The sequence below is a fragment of the Arsenicicoccus cauae genome (assembly GCF_009707125.1).
In the GTDB taxonomy this organism is placed as follows: domain Bacteria; phylum Actinomycetota; class Actinomycetes; order Actinomycetales; family Dermatophilaceae; genus Arsenicicoccus; species Arsenicicoccus cauae.
Window position 1 is genome coordinate 63,165 of record NZ_WLVL01000018.1, and the last position, 13,730, is coordinate 76,894.

At 71.9% G+C, this 13,730-nt stretch carries 12 protein-coding genes and 2 tRNA genes; 5 read left to right on the forward strand and 9 right to left on the reverse strand.

Annotated features, from left to right (window positions below):
* Window positions 1–44: 44 nt before the first annotated feature.
* Complete coding sequence (locus tag GGG17_RS16840; RefSeq protein WP_283809749.1) at window positions 45–218, reverse strand: hypothetical protein; 174 nt, start codon at window positions 216–218, stop codon at window positions 45–47.
* Window positions 219–310: 92 nt separating this feature from the next.
* Window positions 311–387 (reverse strand) — tRNA-Pro (locus GGG17_RS04550).
* 139 nt (window positions 388–526) lie between these two features.
* Here GGG17_RS04550 and GGG17_RS04555 point away from each other — a divergent pair.
* A tRNA-Gly gene (locus tag GGG17_RS04555) sits at window positions 527–600 on the forward strand.
* 76 nt (window positions 601–676) lie between these two features.
* On the opposite strand, the gene GGG17_RS04560 is transcribed toward GGG17_RS04555, so the two are convergent.
* The 3 genes from GGG17_RS04560 to GGG17_RS04570 form a co-directional block, all read right to left on the reverse strand.
* Window positions 677–892 (reverse strand): hypothetical protein, encoded by a 216-nt coding sequence (locus GGG17_RS04560; RefSeq protein ID WP_154592598.1) that lies wholly within the window; start codon window positions 890–892, stop codon window positions 677–679.
* A 229-nt stretch (window positions 893–1,121) separates the two neighbouring features.
* Window positions 1,122–1,601: a ribose-5-phosphate isomerase gene (locus GGG17_RS04565; RefSeq protein ID WP_154592599.1), complete on the reverse strand. Its 480-nt coding sequence runs from the start codon at window positions 1,599–1,601 to the stop codon at window positions 1,122–1,124.
* 66 nt (window positions 1,602–1,667) lie between these two features.
* The gene (locus tag GGG17_RS04570; protein WP_154592662.1) at window positions 1,668–2,261 is read right to left on the reverse strand and encodes a mycothiol-dependent nitroreductase Rv2466c family protein; all 594 of its coding nucleotides are present in this window, start codon (window positions 2,259–2,261) and stop codon (window positions 1,668–1,670) included.
* Between the two features lie 217 nt (window positions 2,262–2,478).
* Here GGG17_RS04570 and pepN point away from each other — a divergent pair, with 217 nt between their 5' ends.
* Window positions 2,479–5,049 carry an aminopeptidase N gene (gene pepN / locus GGG17_RS04575; RefSeq protein ID WP_311966414.1) on the forward strand — a complete coding sequence of 857 codons (2,571 nt, stop codon included), beginning with the start codon at window positions 2,479–2,481 and terminating at the stop codon, window positions 5,047–5,049.
* A 325-nt stretch (window positions 5,050–5,374) separates the two neighbouring features.
* Here pepN and GGG17_RS04580 read toward each other — a convergent pair whose 3' ends face one another.
* The 4 genes from GGG17_RS04580 to malQ form a co-directional block, all read right to left on the reverse strand.
* Entirely contained in the window at window positions 5,375–6,169 is a 795-nt protein-coding gene (locus GGG17_RS04580; RefSeq protein ID WP_154592601.1) for an amino acid ABC transporter ATP-binding protein, read from the reverse strand.
* A complete protein-coding gene (locus tag GGG17_RS16270) occupies window positions 6,169–6,963 on the reverse strand; it encodes an amino acid ABC transporter permease (protein ID WP_288799138.1) in 795 nt (264 codons plus the stop codon). Before GGG17_RS16270 ends, GGG17_RS04580 begins: the two co-directional genes overlap by 1 nt.
* A gap of 6 nt (window positions 6,964–6,969) precedes the next feature.
* Window positions 6,970–7,815, reverse strand: coding sequence for an ABC transporter substrate-binding protein (locus GGG17_RS16275; protein WP_230082677.1), 846 nt, complete (start codon window positions 7,813–7,815; stop codon window positions 6,970–6,972).
* A 412-nt stretch (window positions 7,816–8,227) separates the two neighbouring features.
* On the reverse strand, window positions 8,228–10,342 hold the full coding sequence (gene malQ, locus GGG17_RS04590; protein ID WP_311966415.1) for a 4-alpha-glucanotransferase: 2,115 nt from the start codon (window positions 10,340–10,342) through the stop codon (window positions 8,228–8,230).
* Between the two features lie 60 nt (window positions 10,343–10,402).
* Here malQ and GGG17_RS04595 point away from each other — a divergent pair, with 60 nt between their 5' ends.
* The 3 genes from GGG17_RS04595 (at window position 10,403) to GGG17_RS04605 (ending at window position 13,694) form a co-directional block, all read left to right on the forward strand.
* Window positions 10,403–11,413: a mechanosensitive ion channel family protein gene (locus tag GGG17_RS04595; RefSeq protein ID WP_154592603.1), complete on the forward strand. Its 1,011-nt coding sequence runs from the start codon at window positions 10,403–10,405 to the stop codon at window positions 11,411–11,413.
* 83 nt (window positions 11,414–11,496) lie between these two features.
* On the forward strand, window positions 11,497–11,868 hold the full coding sequence (locus GGG17_RS04600) for a globin (RefSeq protein ID WP_311966416.1): 372 nt from the start codon (window positions 11,497–11,499) through the stop codon (window positions 11,866–11,868).
* A 77-nt stretch (window positions 11,869–11,945) separates the two neighbouring features.
* The gene (locus GGG17_RS04605; protein WP_154592604.1) at window positions 11,946–13,694 is read left to right on the forward strand and encodes a glycoside hydrolase family 13 protein; all 1,749 of its coding nucleotides are present in this window, start codon (window positions 11,946–11,948) and stop codon (window positions 13,692–13,694) included.
* Window positions 13,695–13,730: the final 36 nt, after the last annotated feature.

The window sequence follows — 13,730 nt, forward strand, 5'->3', positions numbered from 1 at the left end:
AGCAGGGCCGCGGCACCGTCGCTGACACCCCTGGCGCTGGGGGATCATGACGGGCGCGATCTCGGTCGCCAGCCGATCGTCGAGTCGTGCACCTCGGCTCTGCGGCGGTAGGCGCTCTCGGCCTTGGCCATCACGAACGGCGCCCGGCTCATCGACTCCACCCCGCCTGCGAGGTAGAGATCCCCGCCGCCGGCGAGGATGCCACGGGCCGCCGTCACGGCCCCCAGCCATGCTACGGCCGAGCGGCCCCCGCCGACGCGGACGACCAGACGCGCGAGGGCCCGCCGGAGACGTCCGGCGGGCCCTCGCGTGGTCGGGCTGACAGGATTTGAACCTGCGACATCGTGCTCCCAAAGCACGCGCGCTACCAAGCTGCGCCACAGCCCGTGAAGCCTCGATCCTACCGGTCCCGGCGCGCGGCCCCGCACGCGCGAACGGCGAGGCGGGGTGTCGGATTTCCCGCGGGCCCGGTGCGGCCACTACCCTGTGCAGTGCCCGTCATGACGGTTCCCCGTCGTGCCACGCTGCGGGTGTAGCTCAATGGTAGAGCCCTAGTCTTCCAAACTAGCTACGCGAGTTCGATTCTCGTCACCCGCTCCAGCCCGCCCCGCCGGGCGGCGCGAAGGCCCCGTCGCCTCTCCTCGGAGGGCGGCGGGGCCTTCGGCATCCAGGCAGGTCAGCGCTGGCGACGGTCCAGCATCGTCCAGAATCCGCCGACGGCGGCGACCAGTCCGACCAGGGACGCGAGCGCGAAAGGCGCCATCCCCATCACGACCGTGACCACCGCGGCGAGCGCGAGGAGCACCCCGAGGGCGACCAGGGCCGGGGCGACGAGCCAGGTGAGGACGGGGGCCTGCGGGGTGCGGGTGGGGTGACCGACGTGGACGGCCATGAGGACTTCCTCCGTGATGGGGAGCGAGCGGGATGCTCGGTCTCCACTAGAGCAGACCGAGGGACGCTGCGTGCCCGAAACACCCGAACGAGATGCGCCGTTCGCCTGACCTTCACCCGGACGGTCCGGTGCAGGGTGGACACAACGGACATGGCCTGGACACGCACAGTGACGGCCGCGACGACGCCTCAGCCGTCACCCGCGCCCCAGGAGTCACACCGCCGGGGTCTCAGCGGGCGCTGTCGGGCAGGTCCGGCAGCTCGCCCGTGGCCTCGTAGCGGTCGAGCATCGCGATGCGGCGGGCGTGCCGCTCCACCCCGGAGAACGGCGTGGCCACGAAGGCGTCGGCGATCGCCAGGGACTCCTCGGGCGTGGTGAACCGCCCACCGATCGAGCAGATGCGGGCATCGTTGTGCTCCCGCGCCAGCTGGGCCAGCTCGGGGCCGTAGCAGAGCGCGGCGCGCACGCCGGCGACCTTGTTGGCTGCCATCTGCTCGCCGTTGCCGGACCCGCCGAGCACGAAGCCCAGCGCGTCGTCGTCGGCCGCGACGGCCTCGGCGGCGCGCAGGCAGAAGACGGGGTAGTCGTCCTCCGCGTCGTAGACGAAGGGGCCGTGGTCGGTGACATCGTGACCGGCCTGGCGGAGATGATCGATGAGGGCCGTCTTGGCCTCGAGGGCGGCGTGGTCGGCGCCGACGTGGATGCGCATGGCGGGGCTCCTGCAGGTGAGGTGGGCGGGTGCGGGGTCGGCCGGACGGGCCTGCCCGAGGCAGACTCAGTCGAAGATGGGGCCGACGTCGCGCGTGCGCTTCAGCTCGAAGAAGCCGGGCGTCCCCGCGACGAGCACGCACCCGTCGAACAGCTTCACCGCGTCCTCGCCCTTGGGGGCCGGGGACACCACGGGTCCGAAGAACGCCACGCCGTCGACGATGACGATCGGGGTGCCGACCTCGTCGCCCACCGCGGAGATGCCGCGCTCGTGCGAGGCGCGCAGGGCGCGGTCGGTCTCGTCGCCTGCGGTGGGCTCGGCATACGACGCGAGCTCGGCCGGCAGACCGACCTCGGCGAGCGCTCCCTGCACCACCGACCGGAAGTCCTTGTCGCCCTGGAGGTGGATGCGCGTGCCCATCGCGTCGTAGAGCCGCTTGACGACGTCCTCGCCGTGCTCGCGAGCCGCGGCGATGATCACACGGACCGGACCCCAGGCGCGGTCCATCAGGTCGCGGTAGTCCTCGGGCAGGTCACGGCCCTCGTTGAGCACCGCGAGGCTCATCACCGACCAGGTGACGGTGATCCCCTTGGCGCGCTCGACCTCCATGAGCCAGCGGGAGGTCATCCACGCCCACGGGCAGGCCGGGTCGAAGAACATCTCGACGGACGGGTAGTTGGTCTGGGGCTGCGTGGTCTCGGTCGTGTCGCTCACGACGCCATCCTGCCAGCACGCACCCCACCCGTGCGTCATCGCGCGACGGGTCGAGTGCGCTGCCGCGATCCGTGGGGACGTCGTGCGGGATTCCTGCAAGGATGAGGCGGCCATCCGCTTCCCCGCGCTCCGGGGCGCGCCAGCACCACCGAAAGGCCCATCCGTGCCAGGCACCAACCTCACGCGCGACGAGGCGCGTGTCCGGTCCCAGCTCGTGAGCGACGTGTCCTACGACGTGCAGCTCGACCTGACGACCGGCCAGACGACCTTCAGCACCACCACCACCGCGCGGTTCGGCGCCGCGCAGGAGGGGGCGAGCACGTTCATCGACTTCATCGGGACCTCGGTGGAGCAGATCGTCCTCAACGGCGAGTCGCTCGACCCCGCCACGCACGTCGCCGACGCGCGGATCTCCTTGCCGGGCCTGCAGGCTCGCAACGAGCTGACGGTGCGGGCGACTGGGACCTACATGAACACCGGCGAGGGCCTGCACCGGTTCGTCGACCCCGCGGACGGGGAGGTCTACCTCTACACGCAGTTCGAGGTGCCCGACTCGCGGCGGATGTTCGTCGTCTTCGAGCAGCCCGACATCAAGGCGGAGTTCACGTTCACCGTGACGGCGCCGGCGCACTGGCAGGTCATCAGCTGCTCCCCCACCCCCGAGCCCACACCGGTGGCCCGTGCGGACGGGGACGAGTCCGCAGCGCCGGCTGCCACCTGGGCCTTCGAGGCGACCCCGCGCATCTCGTCATACGTCACCGCCCTGGTCGCCGGCCCGTATGACGTCGTCCGCGACACCGTCTCGACGCGCGCCGGCGAGATCCCGCTCGGCATCTTCAGCCGGCGCTCGCTGACGCCGTACGTCGACCATGACAACCTGTTCGACTGCACCAAGCGAGGATTCGCGTTCTTCGAGGAGGAGTTCGACCAGCCCTTCCCATTCGCGAAGTACGACCAGGTCTTCACGCCGGAGTACAACATGGGCGCGATGGAGAACGTCGGGGCGGTGACCTTCCACGAGATGTACGTCTTTCGCGCCAAGGTGTCCGACGCCCTCGTCGAGCGTCGTGCCCTGACGATCCTGCACGAGCTGGCGCACATGTGGTTCGGCAACCTCGTCACGATGACCTGGTGGGACGACCTGTGGCTCAACGAGTCCTTCGCCGAGTGGGCGTCCACGACGGCGCAGGCCGAGGCGACCCGGTGGGAGTCCGCGTGGACGACCTTCGCGACGGCGGAGAAGGCCTGGGCCTACCGCCAGGACCAGCTCTCGTCCACCCACCCCATCGCCGCCGACATCCGCGACCTGCACGACGTGGAGACCAACTTCGACGGGATCACCTACGCCAAGGGCGCATCCGTGCTCAAGCAGCTCGTGGCCTACGTCGGGCGGGAGGCCTTCCGCGACGGGATCCGGGCCTACTTCGCCAAGCACGCGTGGGGCAACACCACCATCGGTGACCTCATGACCGAGCTGGAGGCGACGTCCGGGCGCGACCTCGGTCGCTGGCAGCAGCTGTGGCTCGAGCAGGCCGGCGTCAACACGCTCACCCCGGACCTGTCGGTCGTCGACGGCGTGATCGAGTCGGCGGCGATCGTGCAGACCGCCCCCGCCGACCTCCCCGTCCTGCGGCCGCACCGCCTGGCGGTGGGGTGCTATGCGCTGCAAGGAGACTCGCTGGTGCGGGTGGCGCGCCACGAGGTCGACGTCGACGGCGGGCGCACCGAGCTGCCCATGCTGGTCGGCCAGCCCGTGCCCGACCTGCTGCTGGTCAACGACGACGACCTCGCCTACGCCAAGCTGCGGCTCGACGAGCGCTCCCTGGCGACCGTGGTCGAGCACCCGCGGGCGTTCACCGACTCCCTCCCCCGCGCGCTGGCCCTCGCGACCGCGTGGGACATGACCCGGGATGCCCAGATGCGGGCCCGGGACTACGTCGCGCTGGCCCTGCGGGCGATCGACGGCGAGGCGGACGCGACCCTGCTGCGGGTGCTGCTCGGCCAGCTGTCCACCGCGCTCGCGGCCTACGTGGCGCCGGACCATCGGGCCGAGGCGCGCGCCACCGTGGCCGCCGAGCTGCGGCGCCTCGTCGAGACGGCGGCCCCGGGCGGCGACGCCCAGCTCCAGCTGGTGTCGGCCCTTGCGTCCATCTCACGCCGACCGGAGGACCTGGACCTGCTCGAGGGCCTGTATGCCGGGGAGCTCGTCCTGGACGGCCTGGCCGTGGACACCGACATGCGCTGGACGCTGCTCACCGCCCTGGCCACCGCGGGCCGCGTGGGGCGTGCCGAGGTGGAGGCCGAGCTCGGGCGCGACCGGACGGCGTCGGGCCAGGAGCACGCCGCCGTGGCTGTCGCCGCGCTCCCGACTGCCGAGGCCAAGGCCGAGGCCTGGCGCCGCGGCGTGGAGGACGGGTCCGAGTCCAACACCATCGTGGGGGCCACGGGGCAGGGCTTCACCCGGGTCCACGACGTGACGCTGCTCGAGCCGTACGTCGAGCGGTACTTCGCGATGCTGCGGGACATGTGGGCGCGGCACTCGTTCGCTCTGGCCGAGGTCGTGGCGGACGCGTTCTATCCGATGCCGCTCGCGGACCGGCGGCTGCTCGACGCCACGTCGGCCTGGCTGACGGCCAACGCCGACGCCCCCTCGGGGCTGGTGCGGGCGATCTCGGAGCACCGGGACACGGTGGAACGGGCGCTGCGGGTGCAGACGCGCGACGCCTCCGCCTGACCCGCCGGGGGTAGTACCGACCCACCGGGGGCAGGGGCATCGACCGGCCTTCGTTCGCCAGGCTGATGTTCCTACCCCCGGCGGGTGCAGTCGTGCGCCGGGGCGGGGTTCCGGCGTGCGCCGGGTTGGGGGCTCCGGGGTGCACAACTGCCCCCCCACCCCGCTGCCGCGGTGGGGTGGGCGGAGGCGCGGCGAGATGGGCGGGTGGCGCCGGATGCAGTCGCTCGGCGAGACGGCGGCCGGTCCGGCATACGGCCCGAGTCCCCAGCTGCCCTCGGTCAGGTCCGCCCGGGGTGGCAGACCAGACGGACACGACCTGAGATCGTCACAGGACGCGGGAGAGGAAGCGCCGCAGCCGCTCGCTCGCCGGTCGCTCGAACAGCACGTCCGGTGCCGCATGCTCGGCCACGACCCCCTGGTCCATGAAGGCCACCTGGTCGGCCGCCTCGCGCGCGAAGCCCATCTCGTGCGTCACCACGAGCATCGTCAGGCCCGACGCGCCGAGGTCGCGCATGATGGCGAGCACGCCCTTGACGAGCTCGGGGTCGAGCGCGGACGTCGCTTCGTCGAACAACATGATCCGCGGGTCCATCGCCAGCGCCCGCGCGATCGCGACGCGCTGCTGCTGACCGCCGGACAACGACGACGGCCGCACGTCCGCCTTGTGCGCGAGCCCCACCGACTCCAGGTGCGTCAGGGCCCGCGACCGCGCCTCGTCACGGGACAGACCCAGCAGTGTGCGCGGCCCGAGCGCGACGTTGTCGGCGACGGTCTTGTGCGGAAACAGGTTGAAGTGCTGGAAGACCATGCCGACGTGCCGGCGCAGCTCGTCGGGGTCGTCGCGCAGGACGCTGCGCCCGCCGAGGAGCACGTCGCCGCGATCCGGCTCGAGCAGCCGGTTGACGACGCGCAGCAGCGTCGACTTGCCGGACCCGGAGGGCCCGATGACGCAGGTCGTGCTGCCGGCCGGGACCTCGAGGTCGACCCCGCGCAAGACCCGGTTGCGCCCGAAGGCCAGGTGCACGTCGCGCAGCTCCACGGAGAGCGGGTCGACGGAGCGCTGGTCGGCGGCCGGCCGGTCGATGCGCAGCTGGTCGGCGGACGACGGTTCGCGGGTCATCAGTGGGCCTCCTGGGTGAGGGCGAGGGCGTCCGCGTCCGGAGAGTCCGGCGCGTCGGAGCCGCGCGCGCCGGGCTCCTCGCCGTCCGACCGGCGCCCGTGGCGCAGCCGGTGGTCGATGGCGTTGACCACGTGGGTCAACGGCACCGTGATGACGAGGTAGAACAGCCCGGCCAGCAGCAGCGCGGACTGGTTGCCGGTGTTGGCGGCGTAGTCCTGCCCGATCCGGAACAGCTCGCGCTGGCTGGCCAGCAGCCCCAGGAAGTAGACCAGCGAGGACTCCTTGATCAGCGAGATGAACTGGTTGACCAGGGCCGGGAGCACGCGGCGGACACCGAGGGGTATGACGACCAGCCGCATCGCGGCGTTGTGGCTGAACCCCAGGGCCCGTGAGGCCTCCATCTGCCCGGCCTCGACGCTCTGGATGCCGGAGCGAAAGATCTCGCCGATGTAGGCCGACGCGATCAGCGACAGCGCGAGGATGCCGAGCGGGTAGGGGTTGTTGCCCCAGATCTGCAGCCCCACGGGCGCGAGACCGACACCGATGAGCAAGATGGTGACGGCGGCCGGCAACCCGCGGAAGATGTCGGTCCAGACGCGTGCAGGCCACCGCAGCCAGCGGTGCCGCGACAGGCCGGCGACCGCGAGCGCCATACCGAGGATCGTCCCGATGACGGCGGACACGACCGCGAGCAGCAGGGTGTTGGGCAGCCCGACCGTGATCAGGTCAGGCAGCGCCTCCCGCATCGCGTCGAGGTCGAAGAAGGTCTCCCTGAGGGTGTCGAGGACATCCACCGCGCGTCACCGCGTGATCGTGACCGCGCCGCTGCCCGGCGTGAAGTCCGCCGGAGTCTTGCGGCCCGGGTAGTACTGGTTGACCAGCTTCTGCCAGGTGCCGTCCTTGATGACCTCGTCCAGGCCCTTGTCGAGCGCGTCCTTGAGCTTGGTCTTGTCCTGGGCGACGGCGTAGGCCATTGGCGTCGGGCTGAGCTCCTTGGCGGCAAGGCGCACCTTGCCCCCGGACTCGCCCGCGAGCTTCTCGCCGATCTCGGCGGGGCTGATCCACGCGTCGACGGTGCCGGCCTTGAGCTGGTTCATCGCGCCGTTGTAGTCGGGGACGCGCACGGGATCGAGCTTCTTGCTGGTGGCGTAGTCGTCCTGGACCGTGCCCTGCACCACCACGACGCGCTTGCCCGCGAGCTGGTCGAAGCTCGTGAGGGACGACCCGGCGGGGACGTTGAGCCCGAGGTACCCGAAGTCGTAGCCGTTGGTGAAGGCGACGGTCTGCTTGCGCTTCTCGGTGATGGTGATCGAGGACGAGCCGACGTCATACTTGCCCGACTTGACCTGCGAGAGCAGGCCCGAGAAGTCCGTGCCCGCGAACTCGACCTTGAGGCCCTGCTTGGCGGCGACGGCCTTGAGCAGGTCGTTGTCGAAGCCGGTGAACTGGCCGTCCTTGAGGTAGACGTTGGGCGGGGCGTCGGTGAGCGTGCCCACGTGCAGGACGCCAGGGCGCTGCAGGCCGAGCGGGTTGTCCGCCGCCTGGTCCGAGCCGGAGCCGGAGCCGCACGCCGTCAGCGTCAGCATCATCGCCGCGCCGGCGGCGGCGAGGGCGGTGCGACGGGTGGTCCAGGGCGTGCGAGACATGGGTGTCCTCCGGGGCGGGGCGCGGTCGGCGCCGGCGTAGGTGGGATGGCCTGCCCACCGATGGGCTGACCGAAGGTCACCTTATGCATAGGCAAACATTTGGTAATCCGAGCGTCCACGTCTCGGACGCCCGGCGGGGGCGCGTCCACCTACCGGGGGCAGGATCATCAGCCTGGCGAACTAACCCCGGCTGATGCCCCTACCGGGGGCCGGATCATCAGACGGGCGAACGAAGGCCGGCCGATGCCCCTACCCCCGGCCGGATCATCAGCCTGTCGAACGAAGGCCGGCCGATGCCCCTACCCCGGCCGGATCATCAGCCTGGCGAACGAAGCCCGGCTGATGCCCCTACCCCCGGCCGGATCATCAGCCTGGCGAACGAAGCCCGGCCGATGCCCTTACCCCCGGTAGGTCAGAGGGTGCGGGCGAGGCGGCGTGCCCAGCGCGAGCGCATGAGGTCCTCGAGCAGCACGGGCCGACCGTCGGCGCCGGCCAGCGGCATGCGCCAGTTGGGGTACTCCTCATCGGTGCCCGGCTGGTTGATGATCCGCCGGTCCTGCGCGAGGTCCGACACCGAGATGCCGCGCAGCAGCGCCGGCGTCCACGACAGCAGCTTGTGCAGCGCCTCGATCGTGTCCTCGTCGCTCGCGTCCTCGCGCAGCAGCCCGCGCGAGCGCAGCAGCGCCGTGATGCCGGCCTGCTCCTTGACCTCGCTCGCGCGCTCCTCCTCGATCGAGCGGGTCAGCAGGCCCAGCTCGTGGCGCAGGTCGATGTGCACCTGCTGCAGGTAGCCCGCGGTCGGGGGCAGGTCGTGGGTGGTGACGGTGGCCAGGCACAGGCGGCGGTACTGCTCGGGCTGGATCGGCTCGCCGCCGTGCTCGTAGTCGCGCTCGAACCACAGGATGGACGTGCCCATGATCCCGCGGTCCGCGAGGTAGTCGCGCACCCAGGACTCGACCGTGCCGAGGTCCTCGCCGATGACGACGGCGCCGGCGCGGTGCGCCTCCAGGGCGAGGATCCCGATGAGCGCCTTGTGGTCGTAGCGGACGTAGGTGCCCTCGAAGGGCTTGCAGCCCTGCGGGATCCACCAGAGCCGGAACAGCCCGATGATGTGGTCGACCCGCAGGCCGCCCGCCGAGCGCAGGACGGTCCGGAGCATGTCGCGGTAGGGCGCGTAGCCCAGCTCGGCGAGCTGGTCGGGGCGCCACGGCGGCTGGCTCCAGTCCTGGCCGAGCTGGTTGTACTGGTCGGCCGGCGCCCCCACCGTGACGCCGCGCGCCAGCGCGTCGCGCAGCCCCCAGGCGTCGGCGCCGCTCGGGTGCACCCCGACGGCCAGGTCGTGGATCAGGCCGAGGCGCATGCCCGACTCGTGGGCGACCCGCTGGGCCTGCTCCAGCTGGCCCTCGACGACCCACTGCAGCCAGCAGTAGTAGTCGACGTCGGTGGCCAGCTCCTCGCGGCGGGCGGCGACGGCCGGGCTGGTCGCGTCCTGCAGCTCCTGCGGCCACTCGGCCTCGTCCTCGCCGTAGGCCGCGGTGAACGCGCACCACGTCGCGAAGTCCACCAGGCCCTGCCCCTCCCGCCCGCAGAAGGCCCGGTAGTCCCGCTCACGCCGAGGCGATCGGGGCTGCTTGTGGACGAGCCGCAGGGCGGCGTCCTTGAGACGCCAGGACGCGTCGCGGTCGATGAGGTCGACGTCGTTGAGCCGCACCGCGTCGTCGGCGTGCCACTGCAGCAGCGCGCGGTCCGCGGCGGTGAGGTAGCCCATCTCGGGGATGTCCTCGACGCGGATGTAGAGCGGGCTGATGAACCGACGGGTGGTGGGCAGGTAGGGCGAGGGCTCGACCGGCGGGACGGGCTCGGCGGCATGCAGGGGGTTGACGAGGACGAAGTCCGAGCCCAGCTCCTCGCCGGCCCACGCGGCGAGCTCGGCGAGGTCAGCGGCGTCCCCCATCCCCCAGGACCGGCTGGAGCGCATGGCGTAGAGCTGCGTCATGACGCCCGAGGCGGGGTGGTCGCGCAGCGACGCGGGCACCTCGAGGCGGTCTGGCGTGACGACCAGGGTGCAGGTGGCCGTGGCCCCGGCATACGAGGCACTGATCTCGTGCCAGCCGAGCGGCAGGCCGGCCGGGACCGCGAAGGTCGCCTCCCCCACCTGACGACCGTCCACGACGCGAGGGTCGACCCACCTGTCGACCTGGTCCAGGGGACGGTGCGACCCGTCCTCGAGCCGCACGGACACCGTGACGGACTCGCCGTGGGGCAGGTGCACCGGGATCGTCGTGCTCTCGGACTCGGTCACGACCAGCACCGGCGGGAGCGCCTGGCGCCACTCGCGGTCGCGGATCTGCGCGAGCGAGGCGCGCACCTCGTCATCGGTCGCGGCCGGCTGGCCCAGGGCGGCGAGCACGGCCACGATGGTGGTGGCGGGCACGGTCACGTGGTCCCCCTGCCAGTCCCAGTACTCCGTGGCCACCCCGTGGGCGCGCGCGAGCTCGATGAGGTCGGTGGAGGGTGCGTCAGTCACGGGTGAAGTGTGGCACGGCGGTGACAGCGTCCGCCAAGGTCGACCCGCCATGATGAGGGCATGACTGCCAGCACCTCCTCGTCCGTCCTCCAAGCGCTCGCCGTGACCTGGGAGTCGGCGTGGGCATGGGCCCAGGGGGCACCCCTCACGATCGTGGCCATCGTCCTCGGGGCCGTCGCCACCCGCTGGCTGATCCACCGTGCCATCAACGGATTCGTCAACGGCCTGCTGCTGCGCTCGGAGCGCGCCGAGGCCGCCGCGGTCAACGTCACCCGCGTCGACACGGCCGAGCTGCCCGTCATCCGCCGGCAGGCGCGCAAGGCGGCCAAGATCTTCAGCGACCCCAGCATCGTCAGCAGCGCCCGTCAGGAGCAGCGGGTCCGCACGCTCGGCGCCGTGCTGCGCTCCGTGACGACGGTGACGGTGGCCTTCGTCGCGGCGCTGATGGTCGGCGACGAGCTGGGCTTCAACATGGCGCCGCTGCTCGCCTCGGCGTCCGTCGGCGGCGTCGCGCTCGGCTTCGGCGCGCAGAGCCTCGTCAAGGACTACCTGTCCGGGATGTTCATGATCATCGAGGACCAGTACGGCGTCGGCGACGTCGTCGACACCGGCGAGGTGATCGGCACCGTCGAGGACATCTCGTTGCGGCTCACCACGATCCGCGACTTCAACGGGGTGATCTGGTACATCCGCAACGGCGAGATCCTCCGCATCGCCAACCGCTCCCAGGGCTGGTCCACGGCGTTGGTCGACATCCCCGTCCCCGTCACCGAGTCCATGGAGAAGGTCATGCCGATCATCTCCCGCGCGATCCGCGGCCTGGACAAGGAGGAGGAGTGGTTCGGCAAGGTCATCGAGCAGCCCCAGGTCGGCGGCGTCGAGTCCATCGTCGGCGGCGTCGCGACGGTCCGCATCATCGTCAAGTGCGCGCCCAACGAGAATGTCCCCGTCGGGCGAGAGGTGCGCTCCCGGGTGATGGCCGCCCTTGCGGACCAGGGGGTCTCGCTGCCGGTCATGCCGGGCTTCGGGCCGGGGGTCCTGCCGTATGGCGGGGCCGGGACCGCCAAGTAGCCGCCGCGGACGCGGCGGGGGCGACCAGACGCGGCGGGGGCGCGGCATACCCTGGACGTCCACCAACGGGACCGGGAGACGACGTGACGTTCTACGACGAGGTCGGCGGGGCGCCGACCTTCGAGCGGCTGGTGCGCGAGTTCTACCGCGGCGTGGCCGGGGACCCGGAGCTGCGCGCGCTCTATCCCGAGGACGACCTGGGTCCCGCGGAGGTCCGGCTGCGGATGTTCCTCGAGCAGTACTGGGGTGGCCCCACGACCTATTCCGAGCAGCGTGGTCACCCGCGCCTGCGGATGCGGCACGTGCCGTTCGCCGTCACGCCCGCCATGCGTGACCGCTGGCTGCACCACATGCTCGCCGCCGTCGACACGCTGGACCTCGACGAGACGCACGACCTGCTGCTGCGTGACTACCTCGTGCGGGCGGCACACTCGCTCGTCAACCGACTGGACTGAGCCGGTCGCGCGTCCCGGCGTCCCAGTTCCTGCAAGATCTTGCACGAATTGCAGTCGATTTCACAGGGACCGACGCCATGGCGCAACATGGAGACGTGACCCCCGACACCGCCGTCCCCCCGGCCACCGCACCCTCGACCGAGCCCCACGCCTGGTGGCGCCACGCCGTCATCTACCAGGTCTACCCCCGCTCCTTCGCGGACGGGGACGGCGACGGCATGGGCGACCTCGCCGGCGTCACCGCCAAGCTGCCCTACCTGCGCGACCTCGGCGTCGACGCGGTCTGGCTCTCCCCCTTCTACACCTCGCCCCAGGCCGATGCGGGCTACGACGTGAGCGACTACCGCGACGTGGACCCCCTCTTCGGCTCGCTGGCGGACGCCGAGCAGCTGATCGCCGAGGCCCACGAGCTCGGGATCCGGGTCGTGGTGGACCTCGTGCCCAACCACACCAGCGACGAGCACGCCTGGTTCCAGGCGGCCCTCGCCGCCGGGCCCGGATCCCCCGAGCGAGCCCGCTACATCTTCAAGGACGGTCGCGGCGAGCACGGCGAGTTGCCGCCCACCAACTGGCGGTCCGTCTTCGGCGGCTCCGCGTGGACGCGCGTCACCGAGGCCGACGGCCGGCCCGGCCAGTGGTACCTCAACCTCTTCGACTCCAAGCAGCCCGACCTGGACTGGGAGCACCCCGAGGTGCGCGAGGAGTTCCACGACATCCTGCGCTTCTGGCTCGACCGGGGCGTGGACGGCTTCCGGGTGGACGTGGCCCACGGCCTCGCCAAGGACCAGAGCTTTCGCGACTGGGACGCCCACACCGAGATGATCTCCGGCGATGGCGAGGCCCACCCCACCAGCGCGAGCCCCTACTGGGACCAGGACGGCGTCCACGAGATCTACCGCGGCTGGCGCCAGGTGCTCGACGCCCACAACCCCGAGGGCGACCCGGAGCGCGACCGGATCCTGTGCGCGGAGGCCTGGGTGACGCCGATCGAGCGGCTCGTGGCCTACACCCGGCCCGACGAGATGCACCAGGCGTTCAACTTCGACTTCCTCGACTCCCCCTGGCGCGCAGCCGACCTCGTCGAGCGCATCACGCGCTCCCTCGAGGCCGCGCAGAGCGTCGGCGCCCCCACGACCTGGGTCCTGTCCAACCACGACGTGGTGCGGCACGCGACCCGGCTCGGCTACCCCGTGGGGTCGCCGCGCATGAACGGCATCGACGCGACCTGCCCCCAACCGGACGCTGCCCTCGGCCTGCGGCGGGCCCGGGCTGCCACGGCCCTGATGCTGGCGCTGCCCGGCTCGGCATACCTCTATCAGGGCGAGGAGCTCGGGCTGCCCGACCACACGACCCTGCCGGACGAGCTGCGCGAGGACCCGGCCTACCACCGCACCAAGGGCACCCCCGAGGCCGAGATTGGCCGCGACGGCTGCCGCATCCCGCTCCCCTGGGTCGGGGGCGCGCCCGGCAACGGGTTCGGCCCCTCGGAGCGCACCTGGCTCCCCCAGCCCGACGCCTATGCCGACCTCGCGGCGAACCTCCAGGCGGGGCAGCCGGGCTCGACGCTCGAGCTCTACCGCACCCTGCTCGCCACCCGCCGCGAGCTGGACCTCGGCGTGGGGGCGCTGGACTGGCAGCAGGGGTATGGCGAGGACGTGGTCGCCGTCGTCAACGAGCGCGGCACGGACCGGCTGCTGGTCCTCGCCAACCTCGGCGACGAGGCGGTCCCGCTGCCCGACGGGTCCGAGGTCGTCGTGGCCAGCGGCCCGCTGACGCCCGAGGGGCTCGTCCCGACCGACACCACCGTCTGGGCGCGCACCCGCTGAGCTCGGCCACGTCCCAGGTCGTCGGGTCCCACCCGG